A 17,862-nucleotide genomic window follows, 5' to 3' on the forward strand; every position below is an offset into this window, starting at 1 on the left:
CCATGATCAAACTCTTCAGTTCAATACTGCTTGGGTTTTTAAGAAACCCTAAACTTGGCTCAGCAATCTCAAATGACTATGTGATTTCTCGCATGGTCACTTGTGATGCTGATAATCTTTTTGACTATCAGTCCATACTCACAAGCACCCACACGAATTGCTTGATTCGATTTGTTAAAGAGCGTTTGGTTAAGAGCTTTTCGTCTCAACCGAGGCGCGCATTCTACGCTTTCCTCAGAGCCTGTCAAGCGTTTATTTTGAAGTTTTTTGCGAGAAACTCGTTTAACTTCAGACACTTAACTCGCTGCGATCTCTCGTAGCGGGAGGTGAATCATACAGCGTTTAGAAGCGCTGTCAACCACCATTTCAACCGCTTGCGATCAGTTGATCGTAGCCCTTTCAGCATCACCTTAACTACTTAACTCATTGAATCTCAAGGAGTTTGTCGTTCCGATGCCGCTGGAAGTGGGGCGCATTATAAGGGGATTCGAAACCTCGTCAACCTTTAATTTCAAGAAACCTTAATATCGGCGAAAAGCAAAGCAGGGAGGCCTGGCGGCCTCCCTGCTTTTATATAGCACCAGCTGTTTCTAGAGCACGCCGGCCTCGCGCAAGCGCTGCACCTCACTTGCCTCCAGCCCCAGCACTTCCCCCAGTACCGCCTCGGTATGCTCACCCAACAGCGGCGGCGCCCGTCGATACTCCACCGGCGTCTCCGACAACCGTATAGGGCTGGCTACCTGCGGCACGCTACCCGCCAATGGATGCGGAATGTTCACCGCCAACCCACGCGCCATCACCTGTGGGTCCTGGAACATCTGCGCCAGGTCATTGATAGGCCCGCACGGCACCCCAGCAGCCTCCAGCTGGGCAACCCATTCGGCGGTTGTCTTGAATACCGTGGCCTGGCGAATCAGTGGAATCAGCTCGGCCCTGTTGGCCACCCGCTGCTTGTTAGTAAGGAAGCGTGGATCGTCCGCCCATTGTGGCTGCCCGGCCACTTCGGCAAACTTGCGGAACTGGCCGTCGTTGCCCACGGTAAGAATGAAGTCGCCATCCGCCGTCGGGAAGTCCTGGTAGGGCACTATATTAGGGTGCGCATTGCCCAGGCGCCGAGGCGGGTTGCCCGTGGTCAGGTAATTCATGGCCTGGTTCGCCAGGCAGGCTACCTGTACATCGAGCAACGCCATGTCGACATGCTGGCCCGCCCCGGTCTGCTCCCGATGGGCAAGGGCGGCAAGCATGGCCACCGTGGAGTACAGCCCGGTAAGGATGTCGGTAAGCGCCACGCCCACCTTGACCGGCCCAGCGCCGTCCTCACCCTCCGGGCGGCCGGTCAGACTCATCAGCCCACCCAGCCCCTGGATCATGAAGTCATAACCCGCACGCTTGGCATACGGCCCGGTCTGGCCAAAACCGGTAATGGAGCAATAGATAAGCTGCGGGTTGATCGCCTTCAGGCTTTGGTAGTCCAGCCCATAGGCCGCCAAACCACCCACCTTGAAGTTCTCGATGACAATATCGGACTTCGCCGCCAACTCACGCACCAGGCGCTGCCCTTCAGGCCGGGTGAAGTCGATGGTCACCGACCGCTTGTTACGGTTGGCCGACAGGTAGTAAGCCGCCTCGCTGGTGTTTTCACCCTCGGCATCCTTGAGGAAGGGCGGCCCCCACGCGCGGGTATCGTCACCACTGCCCGGGCGCTCCACCTTTATAACGTCAGCGCCCAGGTCAGCGAGAATCTGGCCAGACCATGGGCCGGCCAACACGCGCGAAAGGTCCAACACCCGCAGATGTGATAGCGCGCCCATGGGCTGGTTCCTTATTAATAGAAGGCCTGGATACCGGTCTGCGCACGCCCCAGGATCAGTGCATGCACGTCGTGAGTACCTTCATAGGTGTTGACCACCTCCAGGTTTACCAGGTGACGGGCCACGCCAAACTCATCGGAGATGCCGTTGCCACCCAGCATGTCGCGCGCCATGCGGGCGATATCCAGCGCCTTGCCGCAAGAGTTGCGCTTCATGATCGAGGTAATTTCCACAGCAGCCGTACCTTCATCCTTCATACGCCCCAGGCGCAGGCAGCCTTGCAGTGCCAGGGTGATTTCGGTCTGCATGTCGGCCAGCTTCTTCTGGATCAGCTGGTTGGCAGCCAGAGGGCGGCCGAACTGCTGACGCTCCAGGGTGTACTGACGCGCGGTGTGCCAGCAGGCTTCGGCCGCACCCAGCGCCCCCCACGAGATGCCATAGCGGGCGGAGTTGAGGCAGGTGAACGGGCCTTTGAGACCGCGCACATCCGGGAAGATGTTCTCTTCTGGCACGAACACATTGTCCATGACCACTTCACCGGTGATCGAGGCGCGCAGGCCGACCTTGCCATGGATTGCCGGGGCGCTGAGGCCCTGCCAGCCTTTTTCCAGGACAAAGCCGCGGATATCCCCCGCATCGTCCTTGGCCCAGACCACGAATACATCAGCGATGGGGCTGTTGGTGATCCACATCTTGCTCCCGGTCAGACGGTAACCGCCCTCGACCTTCCTTGCGCGGGTGATCATCGAGCCAGGGTCGGAGCCATGGTTAGGCTCGGTCAGGCCGAAACAACCGATCCACTCGCCACTGGCGAGCTTGGGCAGGTACTTCTGCTTTTGTGCCTCGGTACCAAACTCGTTGATCGGCACCATCACCAGCGACGACTGCACACTCATCATCGAGCGATAACCCGAATCGATACGCTCAACCTCACGGGCGATCAGGCCATAGCACACATAGTTCAGCCCGCTGCCGCCGTATTGCTCGGGAATGGTGGCACCCAGCAGTCCAATTTCCCCCATCTCGCGGAAGATCGCCGGGTCGGTCTGCTCGTGGCGGAAGGCCTCGAGCACACGCGGGGCCAGCTTGTCCTGGGCGAACTGATAAGCGCTGTCACGCACCATGCGCTCTTCTTCAGTGAGCTGCTGATCCAGCAGCAGCGGGTCGATCCAGTGGAAGCTTGCTTTACCGGCCATGAGCGAAATCCTCGAAATAGGGGGCAGTTTCTTGTGCCTTTGAGCCTAGGCCTGATCGGCCGCCGGGACAAACGAGGATTGCGCACCAATTAGTGATAATTTGTCACTTCGTAGATCGGTAAAACACCTTATAAACAGCCTTACGAGTGAGGTTGACGTACATGCGCCGCAAGATCCCCAGCACCGCCGCCCTGGTTTGCTTCGAGGCGGCGGCGCGCCACGAGAGCTTTACCAAGGCTGCGCAGGAACTCGCCCTGACCCAGGGTGCCGTTTGTCGGCAGATTGGCGGCCTTGAAGCCTTCCTCAATGTGGAACTGTTCCGCCGTTCGCGCCGCGGCGTGAAGCTGACCGAGGCCGGGCTTTCCTATAGCCGCCAGGTTGCCGCCCAACTGGACGCCGTAGAGCGCGATACCCTGTCGGTGATGGGCCAGCAGGGCGCCAGCGTGATCGAACTGGCCGTAGTGCCTACCTTTGGTACCCAATGGCTGCTTCCGCGCCTGAAGGACTTCCAGCAACGCCATCCGGAGGTCACGGTCAACCTCACCAACCGCACCCGGCCATTCCTGTTCGCCGACACCCCCTTCGATGCCGCTATCTATTTCGGTGATGCCGACTGGTCCGGCACCCAGTCGCACCGGCTGATGGGGGAGAACCCGGTCCCCGTCTGCAGCCCGACATTGCTGGCCGGGCAGGGCATGCTTGAAACACAGCGCATCGCCCAACTGCCATTGCTGCAGCAAAGTACGCGCCCCTACGCCTGGCGGCAGTGGTTCGGCAGTTTGGGGATGAATGTGGAACGCGACATGACAGGCCCGCGTTATGAACTATTCTCGATGCTCGCCCAGGCGGCCATACATGAAATGGGGATCGCACTGATTCCGCCGTTCCTGATCCAGCGTGAGCTGGGGGAGGGTAGGCTGGTGGTCGCTAACAGGCATGCCCTGATCAGCGACAAGGCCTACTATCTGATGATTCCGGAACGCAAGGTAGAGTCGGCCTCGCTGCGCGCCTTCCGCGACTGGCTGGTTAGCCAGGCCCAGGCCTACACCTCAGCAACTTGACCAAGTGCGACAAATTGACTCTGTAGTCAATTATTTTAAACACCTACAGATGTATGTATTTGTCGCATATGCATAAACTGTTATGCCAGAGTGAAAACTCCCTTTAACCCTGCTAACCACGCGGCTTTGCGCGGTATTTTGCGACACTCACCGTGCAATAAGCGAATTAACCGAAATATTTTTGATTTTCTCTCCTAATCTCCCAATAGCCTATGTTTGACGGGCTGGAGCCATACCGCTGCGACAAGCGGTCACAGGGTGACTTGTAGTTTTAACTTCGTTTCGCTCCATAACCGGTTGAAGGCCCCCGGGTTCGTCTGCAAAATGCTTCGCCCGCCCGGGATTCGGCGGGTCGGCGCTCCACAGCCGCCCCAGCGCACCATCCGAAGTGCGCTGGCTCATACAAAGACAAAAGGTCACCGCAGGAGAAATAGTCGTGCACATTGGTGTTCCTCTCGAGACGCAGACCGGTGAGACAAGGGTCGCAGCGACCCCGGAAACCATCAAGAAACTGATTGGCCAGGGCCATCAGGTCACCGTCCAACGGGGGGCAGGGCTCAACGCCAGCATTCCGGACAGTGCCTATGAGGCCGTGGGCGCTTCCCTTGGGAGCGCAGCCGATGCCTATGGCGCCCAATTGGTACTCAAGGTGGTCGCCCCCAACGACCAGGAGCTGGCCCTGATCAACAGTGGCAGCCTGCTGGCGGGCATGCTCAACCCCTTCAACAGTGAACTGATCGGCAAGATGGCCGAACGCGGCATCACCGCTTTCGCCCTGGAAGCCGCGCCACGCACCTCGCGGGCGCAGAGCCTGGACGTGCTGTCGTCGCAGGCCAACATTGCCGGTTACAAGGCCGTGTTGCTGGCTGCCCATTACTACCCACGCTTCATGCCCATGCTGATGACCGCCGCCGGTACCGTGAAGGCCGCGCGCGTGCTGATCCTGGGGGCGGGTGTTGCCGGCCTGCAGGCCATCGCCACCGCCAAGCGCCTGGGTGCAGTGATCGAAGCGTCCGACGTACGTCCGGCTGTGAAGGAGCAGATCGAGTCGCTGGGTGCCAAGTTCATCGACGTGCCTTACGAGACCGATGAGGAACGCGAGTGCGCTGAAGGCGTTGGCGGTTACGCCCGCCCCATGCCAGCCAGCTGGATGCAACGCCAGGCCCAGGCCGTGCACGAGCGCGCCAGGCAAGCGGATATCGTCATCACCACGGCGCTGATCCCAGGCCGCAAGGCACCCACGCTGCTCAGCGCAGAAACCGTTGCGCAGATGAAGCCTGGCTCGGTGGTCATCGACCTCGCTGCAGCCCAAGGTGGCAACTGCCCGCTCACCGTTGCTGACCAGGTGGTAAAGGAAAACGGCGTGACCATCGTCGGCCCGACCAACCTGCCAGCTCAGCTGGGTGCCGATGCCTCGGCGCTGTATGCGCGCAACCTGCTGGACTTCATGAAGCTGCTGTTCGACAAAGACGGCGCGCTGGTCATCAACCTCGAAGACGACATCGTCGCGGCCTGCCTCATGTGCCGTGATGGTCAAGTCGTCCGCAAGAACGGCTAAGGAGCACGACAATGGAAGACATGCTAATTTCCCATGGCATCTACAACCTGATCATCTTCGTGCTGGCCATCTATGTGGGCTACCACGTGGTGTGGAACGTCACCCCGGCCCTGCACACGCCGCTGATGGCCGTGACCAACGCTATCTCTGCCATCGTGATCGTCGGCGCCATGCTGGCCGCCGCCCTCACCGTGACCCCTGCCGGCAAGCTGATGGGCACCCTCGCCGTGGCCCTGGCCGCGGTCAATGTGTTCGGTGGCTTCCTGGTCACCCGCCGCATGCTTGAGATGTTCAAGAAGAAAGCCAAGAACGAGGGGCAGAAGTAAGCATGAGCATGAATCTGGTAACACTTCTGTACCTGGTCGCTTCGGTATGCTTCATCCAGGCGCTCAAGGGCCTGTCGCACCCGACCACGTCGCGTCGCGGCAACCTGTTCGGCATGATCGGCATGGGCATCGCCATGCTGACCACGGTTGGCCTCATCTATAAGCTGGGCGCCGAGCTGGCTACTGCGGGTATTGGCTACGTCATCGTCGGCCTGCTGGTCGGTGGTACCGCCGGTTCGATCATGGCCAAGCGCGTCGAGATGACCAAGATGCCGGAACTGGTCGCCTTCATGCACAGCATGATCGGCCTGGCTGCGGTGTTCATCGCCATCGCCGCCGTGCTGGAGCCGCAGTCGATGGGCATCGTTGCCGCAATCACCGACCCGATCCCCACCGGTAACCGACTGGAGCTGTTCCTCGGCGCCGCCATCGGTGCAATCACCTTCTCCGGTTCGGTGATCGCCTTCGGCAAGCTGTCGGGCAAGTACAAGTTCCGCCTGTTCCAGGGCGCACCGGTACAGTTCCCCGGCCAGCACAAACTGAACCTGATCCTGGGCCTTACCACCATCGCCCTTGGCCTGCTGTTCACCTTCACCGGTCATTACAGCGCCTTCACCCTGATGCTGGCCCTGGCCTTCGTCATGGGCGTGCTGATCATCATCCCGATCGGCGGCGCCGACATGCCGGTGGTGGTGTCGATGCTCAACAGCTATTCGGGCTGGGCGGCGGCCGGTATCGGCTTCTCGCTGAACAACTCGATGCTGATCATCGCAGGCTCGCTGGTGGGTTCGTCCGGTGCCATCCTCTCGTACATCATGTGCAAGGCGATGAACCGGTCGTTCTTCAACGTCATCCTCGGTGGCTTTGGCGGCGACACCGACGCCGGCGCAGCGCAAGGCTCGAAAGAGCAGCGCCCGGTGAAGTCCGGTTCGGCCGACGATGCCACCTTCCTGCTCAGTAACGCCGACAGCGTGATCATCGTCCCGGGTTACGGCCTGGCGGTGGCCCGTGCCCAGCACGCGCTGAAGGAGCTGACCGAGAAGCTGACCCACAACGGCGTCACCGTGAAGTATGCAATCCACCCGGTGGCGGGCCGCATGCCCGGGCACATGAACGTACTGCTGGCCGAGGCCGAAGTACCGTACGATCAGGTGTTCGAGATGGACGACATCAACGCCGAGTTTGGCCAGGCCGACGTGGTGCTGGTACTGGGCGCCAACGACGTGGTCAACCCGGCGGCGAAGAACGACCCCAAATCGCCAATCGCCGGCATGCCGATCCTCGAAGCGTTCAAGGCCAAGACCATCATCGTCAACAAGCGCTCCATGGCCAGCGGCTATGCCGGCCTGGACAACGAACTGTTCTACCTGGACAAGACCATGATGGTGTTCGGTGACGCCAAGAAAGTCATCGAGGACATGGTGAAGGCGGTGGAGTGAAAACCGCCGCTGCAAACCAATTGATATAAAGGAAGCCCCGGTCAGATTCTGCCGGGGCTTTCCTTTTATTGATCCGGATCAATGGCTCTACTTCAAGGCTTCTCATACGACCATGGTCGTGGGACGGCAATGGGCTAAATCTCTAGACTGCGCTGCAGTAGTTTCAGTAGCCCGAGATAACAATCCATGTACCGTGATCGTATCCGCTTGTCCTCCCTGCACAGCAAGGTAATGAGTGCGGCTGATGCCGCTGGTCTGATCGAGGACGGCATGACTGTCGGCATGAGCGGTTTCACCCGCGCCGGCGAAGCCAAGGCCGTACCGCATGCACTGGCCGAACGTGCCAAGCAGTCGCCACTGAAAATCAGCCTGATGACCGGCGCCAGCCTGGGCAACGACCTGGACAAGCAACTGACCGAGGCCGGCGTGCTGGCTCGCCGCATGCCGTTCCAGGTCGACAGCACCCTGCGCAAGGCCATCAACGACGGCCAGGTGATGTTCATCGACCAGCACCTGTCGGAAACCGTCGAACAACTGCGTAACCAGCAGCTGAAGCTGCCGGACATCGCTGTCATCGAAGCGGTGGCCATCACCGAGCAAGGCCACATCGTGCCAACCACTTCGGTGGGCAACTCGGCCAGCTTCGCGATCTTTGCCAAGCAGGTGATTGTCGAGATCAACCTCTCGCACAACCCCAACCTCGAAGGCCTGCACGACATCTATATCCCGACCTACCGCCCGACCCGCACACCAATCCCGCTGGTCAAGGTCGACGACCGCATCGGCAGCACCGCCATCCCGATCGACCCGGCCAAGATTGTCGGCATCGTCATCAGCAACCAGCCAGACTCGCCGTCCACCGTACTGCCGCCGGACGACGAAACCCAGGGCATCGCCGACCACCTGATCAACTTCCTCAAACAAGAAGTTGAAGCTGGCCGCATGACCAATAAGCTCGGCCCGCTGCAAGCCGGTATCGGCAGCATCGCCAACGCGGTGATGTGCGGCCTGATCGAGTCGCCGTTCGAAGACCTGACCATGTACTCCGAAGTACTGCAGGACTCCACCTTCGACCTGATCGACGCTGGCAAGCTGAGCTTCGCGTCTGGCAGCTCGATCACCTTGTCTGGCCGCCGCAATGCCGACGTGTTCGGCAACCTGGAGCGGTACAAGGACAAGCTGGTGCTGCGCCCGCAAGAAATCTCCAACCACCCGGAAGTGGTACGTCGCTTAGGGATCATTGGGATCAACACCGCACTGGAGTTCGATATCTACGGCAACGTCAACTCCACCCACGTGTGCGGCACCCGGATGATGAACGGCATTGGCGGCTCGGGCGACTTCGCCCGCAACGCCCACCTAGCCGTATTCGTCACCAAGTCGATTGCCAAGGGCGGCGCGATTTCCAGCGTAGTGCCGATGGTCAGCCATGTCGACCACACCGAGCATGACGTGGACATCCTGGTGACCGAGCAAGGCCTGGCCGACCTGCGTGGCCTGGCGCCGCGCGAGCGGGCACGGGCGATCATCGACAACTGTGTGCACCCAGACTACCGCGCTGCGCTGAACGACTACTTCGATCGCGCCTGCCAGCGCGGCGGCCATACCCCGCACATCCTGCGTGAAGCGCTGAGCTGGCACGAGAACCTGGAAGAAACCGGGCGCATGCTGGCCAGCTGATGCAGGCGCGGCTTTGTGTCGCGAGGGGCTGTACAGCAGCCCCTTCTAACTCAGCTTTGACATCGCAATACTGGGGCCGCTCTGCGGCCCTATCGCGACACAAGGCCGCTCCTACAAGACTGTGCTGCACAGTTCCGCCAGCTAACGTAACATAAACTGTTCTACTGTACCGGTTTTCTGCCGATCCTCGCCGTTCGAAACCCACTCACGTCCTTAAAACGCACCATATTCGTGCGGACCAGTACAGTTGCGCCATTTTCGAGTGCAACAGTAGGGTTACACAGTTAACTGAGCCATCGTCTTTCAACAGAACTGTATCTACTGTTATGGACAATAGAGGAGGATCATTGGCATCAGTTAAATCACTACCTAATCCCGCCATAAGCGGAAGGATGAAGCATCATGGAACGTACCCTCAGTTCCGGTCTGGTTTTTGAAAGCAACGCCCAGCAATCCAACGCCTCGATGCCGCTGCGCGCACTGTCCACCCTGCTGCTGTGGCAGCGCCGCATGGCCAGCCGCCGTCAACTGGCTCGCCTGGACAGCCGTCTGCTGGCCGACGCCGGCATCAGCGAGTCGCAGCGTTACGAAGAGCTGAGCAAGCCTTTCTGGCGCTAAGCACCGGCTTGCCGGCTTCGGCCGGCACCGCTAATTCCCAAACCCGTTGCAGGTAACTGCGACGGGTTTTTTATTTCCAGGCCGCACGCTAGAGCCGCTCGTAGGCTTACCAGTACAGTTTGAAATAAACCAAAGACATACAGGTACAGTTAATTGGCGTGCCGTTCATTAACCTCCACAAACAACGGCGCGTGATACGCTTGGCTTAACAGTCTGTTGAAACCCGCTGTTAAACGTACCGCGACGAGCTGTGTGAGCGTCCGATAAGCAGAACCACTCGATCCTAGTCCAGGAGTCCACCATCATGTCCCGTAAACACCTGATTGGCGCCGCCCTGATGCTGAGCCTGGCCGGCACCGCACACGCCACCAGCTTCGTTGTCACCACCGATGCCGTCGTTGGCGCAGTGGCCGCGTCCACCGATGCCACCTCCGATATCTCCTCATCGTTCCGTGACGACAAGATTGTCCAGGCCGCCCGTGACGACGCCGCCAGCTTCGTTGGCAGCCAGGGCGACATCCGCGGTGCCAAGCTGGAAAGCGCTTTCCTGCACATCCGCTCGCAGATGCCGGCCCTGCAAGCAAGCGACGCGCAACTGGCCCAGGCCATCCTGGCGCTCTGACCCCGGCTGAGCCGTTCAGCTGTGCGGGTTACAACACGCACAGCTGCACCCGCCTTTGTCGCCCCCGTTCCCAGCCGTTGTAGAGCCCATGCGTTATCTGTTGCCGCTGCTGTTCTCCGTTGCAGGTATGGCCAGTGCCCATGCCATGGATACCACCACGCAAAGCCTGGTCATCACTGGCTATGTCACCAGCCAGGTCACCAGCGCACCGTTTGATCGCAAACTGGTCCGCCAGGCACGCGACGATGCTGCCGCCTTCGTTGCCAGTGACGGCCAGATCCGCGGTGTGCGGCTGGAGGCCGCGCTGGAATCATTACGCCACAATTGTTCACAGCACGCCGTCGGCGATCTGGAACTGGCGCAGGCAATTCTCGTCCAATAGCTACATCTGACTCCCTGTATTTTTTCGGAGATGCTCCATGCGTAAACCGCTGATTGCCGCTACCCTCGGCATGCTGCTACTGGCCGACCTGGCCCATGCACAGACCTTGGTGGCCACCAGCAACATCATCGTGCGTGCCTTTGGCCGCTCGATCGACTTCACCTCAGACACCACCACCTCAATTCGCGACTCCAAAGTGGTACGCGAAGCTCACGATGACGCCGCCAGCTTCGTCGCCAGCAATGGCGACATTCGGGGTGTCCAGCTTGAAGCCGCCTTCAGCACCCTGCGCGAGCGTGTGCCAGAAGCACGCGGCGCCAGCGACCAGGTACTGGCCGAAGCCATCCTCGCACTGTGAACCGTATGCGTACCTGGCTGCTCGGCTGCGCCCTGACGCTGCTCGGTACGCCCGCATTGGCCGACCTGCAGCTCCAGCTGCAGGCATCCGGCCTCGACCCACAACAAACCCAAGCCACCCAGGCCCTGCTTGACGAGGCCATGGGCAAGCTGCCCCCTCGCTTCAAGCAGCAGCTGGACCGTCGCGTGCGGGTCAGCTGGAGCGACACCATGCCGGCCGATGCCTACGGCCAGGCATCGCTGGTGTCCACCCTTGAGCTCAACCGTCGCTTGCTGCCCAGCCTCACTGACGGCAGCGCAGCCACCGAGCGCACCAACCGCCCCCACGGCACAGTACGTGAAGAACTGCTGGCCACCGTGTTGCACGAGCTCACCCATATCTACGACCGCGCGCGCCTGTGGCCCGGTCCCGAAAATTCGCTGATCGCCCGCTGCAAGCGCCAGCAAGGCACGCTGGGCAAGGTTGGCCTGCCCGAGGCGTGCCGCGGCCAGGCCGAGCGCCGCTTCACCCTCAGCGACGACCCGCGCTTGCTCGACCTGGCCGGCTGGCAGCAGTACGTGGGCCGACGCGGCGAGCGCGAACAGCACAATGGCCAGTTCGTGCGCAGCCCCGACAGTTATGAGCTGAGCAGCCCCAAGGAGTACATCGCGGTCAACATGGAGTACTTCCTCCTCGACCCGAGCTACGGCTGCCGCCGCCCGGCGCTTAACCAGTACCTGCGCGAGCACTTCGGCTGGGCACCGCAACAGGACACCTGCGCCAAGGGCCTGCCGTTCATCAACGCGGGTAGCGACTTCGCGCGCCAGCCGCTGGGTGAAATCGACCCCGAGCGGGTCTATGAAGTGGACTACCTGCTGGCCGAAGCCAACCAGAACCTGGTCAGCCGCTGGGGCCACAGCATGCTGCGCCTGGTGATCTGCAAGCCCGGCCGCCCACGCGGTCCAGACTGCCGCCTGGACCTCGACCAGAGCCTGGTGCTGTCGTACCGCGCCTTCGTCAACGACGTGCAGCTGTCCAGCTGGGACGGCCTGGTCGGTGTGTACCCCTCACGATTGTTCGTACTGCCGCTGGGCCAGGTGATCGACGAATACACCAAGACCGAACTGCGTAGCCTAGCCTCGGTACCCCTGAAGCTCAGCCGCGATGAAGTCGAGAACCTGGTGCGTCAGGCCGCCGAGATGCACTGGAGCTATGACGGCAACTATTGGTTCCTGTCCAACAACTGTGCGGTGGAGTCACTGAAACTGCTGCGCAGCGGCACCGCCAACCCACGCCTGAACGACCTCGACAGCATCATGCCCAACGGTTTGCTGGCCGTGCTCAAGGGCAGGGGGCTGGCCGACACCAGCGTGCTCGACGACCCGCGCGAGGCATTACGCCTGGGCTATCGCTTCGACTCCTACCGCAACCGCTACCAGGCCATGTTCGAGGTGCTGAAGAAACAGTTACCGATCAAGCAGGCCCTGGTTGAAGACTGGCTAGCCCTGGATGCCGAACAACGCCGCCCTTGGTTCGCCAAGGCCGACCTGCGCACCAGCGCAGCATTGCTGCTGCTGGAACAGGCCAGCTTGCGCCGGCAGCTGCTGCTGGCCCAGGACGAGGTCAAGCAGCGCTACCTGAATGCTGCGGCGCTGAAAGATGGCAGCATCAACAAAGCTGACGCAACCCTCAAGCAGATGCTCGCCAACAGCGGTTTCCTCAGCCGCCCTGCAGAGTTGCTCGATGCCAAGGGCTACGGGTTGCCACAACCCGAGGAGCGTAAGCACCTTGAGCAGGTGAGCAGCGAACGCCAGGCGCAGCTGTTGCGCTTGAGCACCAGCCTGGACAAAGAGGTGAGGGCACTGCTGGAGCCATCGCGCGCCAAGGAAATTGCCGCGGTCGAGGCCAATGTGAAGCAGATCGGTGAGCATTTGCGGGCGCTGCACAAAGCGGCGGGTGGCCTGCAATTGTAAGCATGGCTGTACCGGCCCTATCGCCGGCAAGCCAGCTCCCACAAATTCTGCACAGGCCTTGAATACTGCGCAGTACCTGTAGGAGCTGGCTTGCCGGCGATAGGGCCTGCAGCACCAGCACAATTGCTTACTGGCTTTCGCCATCCTCTTCTGGCAAATCCTCATCCAGATGCAGCCAGGCCAACCGGCTGCCCACCCAGATATGCCGGTTGGCCCTAACCCGCTCCGGGTGATCCAGGGTCGCCACCGTCACATCAACCGTCTCAGGGCTGTGCGTGGTCACCAGCGCCACGTGCGCCCCACAATGCCCGCAGAAGTACCGGCTGCAACTGGCCGGCGCCACATAGCAGTTCGGTTCACCCGCCAGCCACACAAACCCCGAACGGGGCAGGGTGACCCAGGTCACCACCAGCCCGCCGCTTACCCGTCGGCAAATCGTACAGTGGCAGTGGGCAATGTCTGTCAGGTCACCCTCCAACCGGTAACGCAAGGCGCCGCAATGGCAGCCTCCTTCGGTCACATTCTGCATCACCTACCTCTCGTCGCCTTTGCCTCGGCGAAAGCTGGCTGAAAGCTTGCCCTCATAGGATAGCCCCCACTACCGGCACAAGACCGGTCAGCCAGGGCACCCGGTAAACACCGCGCCCGGCCCAATCAACAACAACAATGGTGATTCTGATGTATTCCTGTACCCGCCTTCCTGCAGTCCCCCTCCGCATGCTCCCTGCGCAGCGCCTGACGCGCTGATCCGCCCGAATCGACTTTCATTTCGCCGCGCCACGCCTGGAGTATTGCCATGCTGACCTTCCTCGGCTTTGCCATGGTCATCACCTTCATGTACCTGATCATGACCAAGCGCCTGTCGGCCTTGATCGCGCTGATCCTGGTACCGATCCTGTTCGCCCTGTTCGGCGGTTTCTCCGCCAAGATCGGCCCCATGATGCTCGAAGGCATCAGCAAGCTCGCACCTACCGGCGTGATGCTGATGTTCGCCATCCTCTACTTCGCCCTGATGATCGACTCCGGCCTGTTCGACCCGGCCGTGCGCAAGATCCTCAAGCTGGTCAAGGGCGACCCGCTCAAGGTTTCTGTCGGCACTGCCGTGCTGGCCCTGGTGGTCTCCCTCGACGGTGACGGCGCCACCACCTACATGATCTGCTGCGCCGCCATGCTGCCGATGTACAGCCGCCTGGGCATGAGCCCGCGGATCATGGCCGGCCTGATCATTCTCGCCGGCGGGGTGATGAACATGACCCCTTGGGGTGGCCCGACTGCACGTGCCGCCAGTGCCCTGCACGTCGACCCGTCGGACATCTTCGTGCCGATGATCCCGGCCATGTTGTTCGGCGTGGTGGCGATCCTGGCCATTGCCTACATGTACGGCAAGCGTGAACGTGCCCGCCTGGGCGAACTGCACCTGCCGACCGACGACATCGACCACAGCGAAATCACCGTTTCGCAATTCCCGGAAGCACGCCGGCCCAAGCTGCTGTACTTCAACGGTGCCCTGACCGCCGCCCTGATGGTCGCGCTGATCGCCGGCGTACTGCCGCTGCCCGTGCTGTTCATGATCGCCTTCAGCATCGCCATGATCGTCAACTACCCGTGCCTGCAGCAGCAGAAGGACCGCATCGCCGCCCACGCCGGCAGCGTGCTGGCCGTGACCGGGCTGATCTTCGCCGCCGGCATCTTCACCGGCATCCTGTCGGGTACCGGCATGGTCGACGCCATGTCCAAAAGCCTGCTGGCGGTCATCCCCGAAGCGCTCGGCCCCTACCTGGCGGTAATCACCGCGATCGTGAGCATGCCGTTCACCTTCTTCATGTCCAACGATGCCTTCTACTACGGCGTATTGCCCGTGCTGGCCGAAGCCGCCAGCCACTACGGCATCACCCCGGTGGAAATGGCCCGTGCGTCGATCGTCGGGCAACCGGTACACCTGCTCAGCCCACTGGTACCCTCCACCTACCTGCTGGTGGCCCTGGCCGGTATCGAGTTCGGCGATCATCAGCGCTTCACGCTCAAGTGGGCAGTGCTGGTATGCCTGTGCATAATGCTCGCCGCACTGCTGATGGGGATTTTCCCGCTGTTCAGTAGTCTTTAATAAATACGTATCACCTACGCGACGCGCCCTGACCAGGGCGCGTTGCCATTACCGCTCGAAGGAAATTACATGGAATGGCTGACCAGCCCGGAAATCTGGGTTGCCTTTTTTACCCTCACCGCGCTTGAGATCGTCCTCGGGATCGACAACATCATCATGATCTCGATCCTGGTCAGCCGCATGCCCAAGCACATGCAGCCGCGCACCCGGATCTTCGGCCTGGCCCTGGCCATGGTCACCCGCATCATGCTGCTGCTGTCGATTACCTGGGTCATGCGCCTTACCGCCGACCTGTTCGTGGTATTCGGCCAGGGCATCTCCGGGCGGGACCTGATCCTGTTCTTCGGTGGCCTGTTCCTGCTATGGAAGAGCTCGCAAGAGATCTACCACGGCCTGGAAGGCGAAGATGAAAGCCCGGATGAGCCCAAAGGCGCGGGTGGCAAGTTTTTCTATACCATCATCCAGATCGCCATCATCGACATCGTGTTCTCGCTGGACTCGGTAATCACCGCAGTGGGCATGGTTTCTCACGTGCCGGTGATGATCGCCGCCATCGTCGTAGCCGTGCTGGTGATGATGCTCTGCGCCGGTGCCATCAGCAATTTCATCGACAAACACCCGTCGCTGAAGATGCTCGCACTGTCGTTCCTGATCGTGGTCGGTACCGTGCTGATCGCCGAGGCTTTCGAGGTGCACGTACCAAAGGGCTACGTCTACTTCGCCATGGCATTCTCGCTGGCAGTGGAAGCTATCAACATCCGCATGCGCACCGCCTCGGCCCGCAAGAAAGGCACAGAGCATGACCCGGTGAAACTGCGCAAAGACATTCCAGGTCAATAAAACCAGGAAGTGCAGGACACAAAAGGGCCCTTCGGGGCCCTTTTGCATACCCACCTTCCTGAAGAGGGCCTGCACAGGCAATCATTCATGTGAGCTCTGTTTCAAATAAATGACTGCCATGCGAAGCTGGCGACAGCTGCGCAAAACAACTAAAGCTTTGAGTGAGCACTGAAAATTCTTCAAACGCTCACGATTCTTTTCTTGGCCCGCTGGGCCAGTGCAACAGGGGGCCTTCGCCATGCTGACCCTGCTCAACCTGCTTTCGGCCGTGACGCTTCTGGTCTGGGGCACCCATATTGTGCGTACCGGCATCCTTCGGGTATTCGGCTCGAACCTGCGACGCATCATCAGCCAGAACATGGACAAGCGCCCGCTGGCATTCATCGCCGGCATTCTGGTCACTGCCATGGTGCAAAGCAGTAACGCCACGGCCATGTTGGTCACGTCCTTCGTCGGCCAGGGCCTGATGGCTATGACCCCGGCCTTGGCGATCATGCTGGGTGCCGATGTGGGTACCGCGCTGATGGCCCGGGTACTCACCTTCGACCTGTCGTGGCTGTCGCCGCTGCTTATCTTCCTGGGCGTTATTTTCTTCCTCTCGCGCAAGCAGACACGGGCTGGCCAGCTGGGGCGGGTAGGGATCGGGCTGGGCCTGATCATTCTGGCACTGGAGCTGATCGTGCAGGCAGCTGCGCCAATCACCCATGCCCAAGGTGTGAAAGTGCTGTTTGCTTCACTGACCGGCGACATCATGCTGGACGCCCTGGTCGGCGCCATGTTCGCCATGATTTCCTATTCCAGCCTGGCTGCCGTGCTGCTCACCGCGACACTGGCCGGCGCCGAGCTCATCAGCCTGCCGGTGGCCATCGGCCTGGTGGTCGGCGCCAACATCGGTAGTGGCTTGCTGGCCTTCATCAGCACCAGCATGCAGAACACCGCCGGGCGCCGGGTGGCTTTGGGCAGCCTGCTGTACAAGCTGCTCGGCCTGCTGCTGATCATCCCGGTGCTGCACCCGTTGGTGGCGTGGATGGACTCGCTGAGCTTCAGCCCACAAGAGCTGGTCATCGGCTTCCACCTGCTCTACAACACGCTGCGCTGCCTGCTCATGCTACCCACGGTCAAACTCATGGGCCGGCTGTGCAATACCCTGCTGCCCGAACGCGAAACAGGCAACGGGCAAGGGCGCCCACGGCACCTCGACCCTTCGGCACTGGAAACGCCCAGCCTGGCCTTGGCCAACGCATGCCGCGAAACCCTGCGCCTGGGCGATATCGTCGACAACCTGCTCGAAGCCATGCTCGGTGCCCTGCGCGGCACCCAGACCGCCCTGCCACAGCAGGTGCGCGCCCTGAGTGAAGATGCCGAAGCGCTGTACAGCGCCATCAAGCTGTACCTGGCGCAGATGTCGCGCGAAGACCTCAGCGAGCAGGACAACCGCCGTTGGGCCGAGATCATCGAACTGGCGATCAACCTCAAGCTGGCCTGCGACCTGATCGAGCGCATGCTGCGCAAGGTCCAGCAGCAGAAAACCAGCCAGCGCCGGGAGTTTTCCCAGACAGGCCTGGAGGAGCTGACCGGCCTGCAGGAGCAATTACTGGCCAACCTGCGCCTGGGCCTGTCGGTGTTTCTCAGTGCCGACCCGGAAAGCGCCCGCCTGCTGCTACGGGAAAAACGCCGTTTCCGCGCCCAGGAACGGCGCCTGGCGCACGCCCATGTCAGCCGCTTGCAGCGTAAGGTGGTGCAAAGTATCGAGACCAGTTCGCTACACTTGGAACTGATTGCCGACATGAAACGGTTGAACTCTTTGTTCTGCAGCAGTGCCTATGTGGTACTGGGCGGCTCGGACACCGGCGGCCTGATGCTCGACAGCGTACCGGACGAAGCCCGTCTGCCCTGATTCTGCCTACAAAAGGAC

16 protein-coding genes are annotated in these 17,862 nt (G+C 61.0%); 13 read left to right on the top strand and 3 right to left on the bottom strand.

Going from position 1 to position 17,862, the window contains the following annotated elements; all coding sequences use genetic code 11:
• Nucleotides 1-590: 590 nt before the first annotated feature.
• Both JOY50_RS20920 and JOY50_RS20925 read right to left on the bottom strand, forming a co-directional pair.
• Entirely contained in the window at nucleotides 591-1,811 is a 1,221-nt protein-coding gene (locus tag JOY50_RS20920) for a CaiB/BaiF CoA-transferase family protein (protein ID WP_243055760.1), read from the bottom strand.
• 14 nt (nucleotides 1,812-1,825) lie between these two features.
• On the bottom strand, nucleotides 1,826-3,007 hold the full coding sequence (locus tag JOY50_RS20925) for an acyl-CoA dehydrogenase (RefSeq protein ID WP_243055761.1): 1,182 nt from the start codon (nucleotides 3,005-3,007) through the stop codon (nucleotides 1,826-1,828).
• 161 nt (nucleotides 3,008-3,168) lie between these two features.
• On the opposite strand from JOY50_RS20925, the gene JOY50_RS20930 reads away from it, so the two are divergent.
• The 10 genes from JOY50_RS20930 to JOY50_RS20975 all read left to right on the top strand — a co-directional run bounded on the left by JOY50_RS20930 (nucleotide 3,169) and on the right by JOY50_RS20975 (nucleotide 13,003).
• The gene (locus tag JOY50_RS20930) at nucleotides 3,169-4,068 is read left to right on the top strand and encodes a LysR family transcriptional regulator (RefSeq protein ID WP_132846349.1); all 900 of its coding nucleotides are present in this window, start codon (nucleotides 3,169-3,171) and stop codon (nucleotides 4,066-4,068) included.
• Nucleotides 4,069-4,504: 436 nt separating this feature from the next.
• Nucleotides 4,505-5,626 (top strand): Re/Si-specific NAD(P)(+) transhydrogenase subunit alpha, encoded by a 1,122-nt coding sequence (locus JOY50_RS20935; protein ID WP_016497449.1) that lies wholly within the window; start codon nucleotides 4,505-4,507, stop codon nucleotides 5,624-5,626.
• Between the two features lie 11 nt (nucleotides 5,627-5,637).
• Complete coding sequence (locus JOY50_RS20940; RefSeq protein ID WP_016484308.1) at nucleotides 5,638-5,952, top strand: NAD(P) transhydrogenase subunit alpha; 315 nt, start codon at nucleotides 5,638-5,640, stop codon at nucleotides 5,950-5,952.
• 2 nt (nucleotides 5,953-5,954) lie between these two features.
• Nucleotides 5,955-7,391 (top strand): NAD(P)(+) transhydrogenase (Re/Si-specific) subunit beta, encoded by a 1,437-nt coding sequence (locus JOY50_RS20945; RefSeq protein WP_016484307.1) that lies wholly within the window; start codon nucleotides 5,955-5,957, stop codon nucleotides 7,389-7,391.
• A 186-nt stretch (nucleotides 7,392-7,577) separates the two neighbouring features.
• On the top strand, nucleotides 7,578-9,071 hold the full coding sequence (locus JOY50_RS20950; protein WP_063424583.1) for an acetyl-CoA hydrolase/transferase family protein: 1,494 nt from the start codon (nucleotides 7,578-7,580) through the stop codon (nucleotides 9,069-9,071).
• Between the two features lie 402 nt (nucleotides 9,072-9,473).
• Entirely contained in the window at nucleotides 9,474-9,689 is a 216-nt protein-coding gene (locus JOY50_RS20955; protein ID WP_012269957.1) for a DUF1127 domain-containing protein, read from the top strand.
• Between the two features lie 304 nt (nucleotides 9,690-9,993).
• Entirely contained in the window at nucleotides 9,994-10,311 is a 318-nt protein-coding gene (locus JOY50_RS20960) for a DUF2388 domain-containing protein (protein ID WP_019473444.1), read from the top strand.
• A gap of 88 nt (nucleotides 10,312-10,399) precedes the next feature.
• Nucleotides 10,400-10,693, top strand: a complete 294-nt coding sequence (locus JOY50_RS20965) for a DUF2388 domain-containing protein (protein WP_019473445.1) — start codon at nucleotides 10,400-10,402, stop codon at nucleotides 10,691-10,693.
• Nucleotides 10,694-10,730: 37 nt separating this feature from the next.
• Entirely contained in the window at nucleotides 10,731-11,051 is a 321-nt protein-coding gene (locus JOY50_RS20970; RefSeq protein WP_019473446.1) for a DUF2388 domain-containing protein, read from the top strand.
• The gene (locus JOY50_RS20975) at nucleotides 11,048-13,003 is read left to right on the top strand and encodes a DUF4105 domain-containing protein (protein ID WP_243055762.1); all 1,956 of its coding nucleotides are present in this window, start codon (nucleotides 11,048-11,050) and stop codon (nucleotides 13,001-13,003) included. Before JOY50_RS20970 ends, JOY50_RS20975 begins: the two co-directional genes overlap by 4 nt.
• Nucleotides 13,004-13,130: 127 nt before the next feature.
• Here the strand turns inward: JOY50_RS20975 and JOY50_RS20980 are convergent, their stop codons facing one another.
• Nucleotides 13,131-13,532, bottom strand: a complete 402-nt coding sequence (locus JOY50_RS20980; RefSeq protein WP_132846346.1) for a GFA family protein — start codon at nucleotides 13,530-13,532, stop codon at nucleotides 13,131-13,133.
• Nucleotides 13,533-13,799: 267 nt separating this feature from the next.
• Between JOY50_RS20980 and JOY50_RS20985 the strand changes: the two genes are divergently transcribed.
• The 3 genes from JOY50_RS20985 to JOY50_RS20995 all read left to right on the top strand — a co-directional run bounded on the left by JOY50_RS20985 (nucleotide 13,800) and on the right by JOY50_RS20995 (nucleotide 17,844).
• Complete coding sequence (locus JOY50_RS20985) at nucleotides 13,800-15,107, top strand: CitMHS family transporter (RefSeq protein ID WP_016497440.1); 1,308 nt, start codon at nucleotides 13,800-13,802, stop codon at nucleotides 15,105-15,107.
• A 69-nt stretch (nucleotides 15,108-15,176) separates the two neighbouring features.
• Nucleotides 15,177-15,947, top strand: coding sequence for a TerC family protein (locus JOY50_RS20990; RefSeq protein WP_019473450.1), 771 nt, complete (start codon nucleotides 15,177-15,179; stop codon nucleotides 15,945-15,947).
• 238 nt (nucleotides 15,948-16,185) lie between these two features.
• Entirely contained in the window at nucleotides 16,186-17,844 is a 1,659-nt protein-coding gene (locus tag JOY50_RS20995; protein WP_019473451.1) for a Na/Pi cotransporter family protein, read from the top strand.
• Nucleotides 17,845-17,862 lie beyond the last annotated feature (18 nt).

Origin of the sequence: Pseudomonas sp. BP01 (assembly GCF_022760795.1) — a bacterium.
GTDB lineage: Bacteria > Pseudomonadota > Gammaproteobacteria > Pseudomonadales > Pseudomonadaceae > Aquipseudomonas > Aquipseudomonas putida_Q.